At 69.3% G+C, this 763-nt stretch carries 1 protein-coding gene; it reads left to right on the plus strand.

The features are described 5' to 3' along the window. On the plus strand, positions 1–763 hold a 763-nt coding region (locus ABE473_RS18835), incomplete at both ends, for a transaldolase family protein (protein WP_346490537.1).

A 763-nucleotide genomic window follows, 5' to 3' on the forward strand; every position in this document is an offset into this window, starting at 1 on the left:
GCGATCAAGCGCTTGAAGCCGGTCGACTGCACGACCAATCCCACCCTGGTGAAGAAGGCGCTGGATCTGCCGGTGTATGCCGATCTGATCGACAGCGCGCTGGCCTGGGGCCGCGAGCAGGGTGGCGAGCGCGAGGCGGTCGTGCACGCGGTGGCGGATCGGCTGACCGTGGGCGTGGGTACGCTGCTGAGCACGCTGGTGCCGGGCCGGGTCTCGACCGAGGTCGATGCGGACCAGGCGCACGATACGGCGGCGACGGTGGCCAAGGCGCGCCAGTTCATCGCGATGTACGAAGCGGCCGGCGTGCCGCGCAGCAAGGTGCTGATCAAGATCGCGGCGACCTGGGCAGGCGTGGAGGCGGCGCGCCAGCTGCAGGCCGAGGGGATCGACTGCAACCTGACGCTGATCTTCAACCCGACCCAGGCGCTGGCCTGCAGCGAGGCCGGCGCGTTCCTGATTTCGCCGTTCGTGGGCCGCATCCTGGACTGGTATGTGGCCAATGGCCAGTCGCCGGCCAGCATCGATGAGGACCCGGGCGTGGTGTTCGTGCGCGGCGTGTATGCCGAGTTCAAGCGCCGCGGTTCGCCGACGGTGGTGATGGGTGCGTCGTTCCGTTCGACGGCGCAGATCGAGGCGCTGGCGGGCTGCGATCGCCTGACGATCTCGCCGGACCTGCTGGAGAAGCTGGACGCCGATCACGGCGAACTGCCGCGCAGGCTGGTGGCCGGTGCGGCGGAATCCGTCCAGGTGACGCCGATCGATG

The organism is Stenotrophomonas sp. TWI700 (assembly GCF_039673645.1).
Lineage (GTDB): Bacteria > Pseudomonadota > Gammaproteobacteria > Xanthomonadales > Xanthomonadaceae > Stenotrophomonas > Stenotrophomonas maltophilia_AA.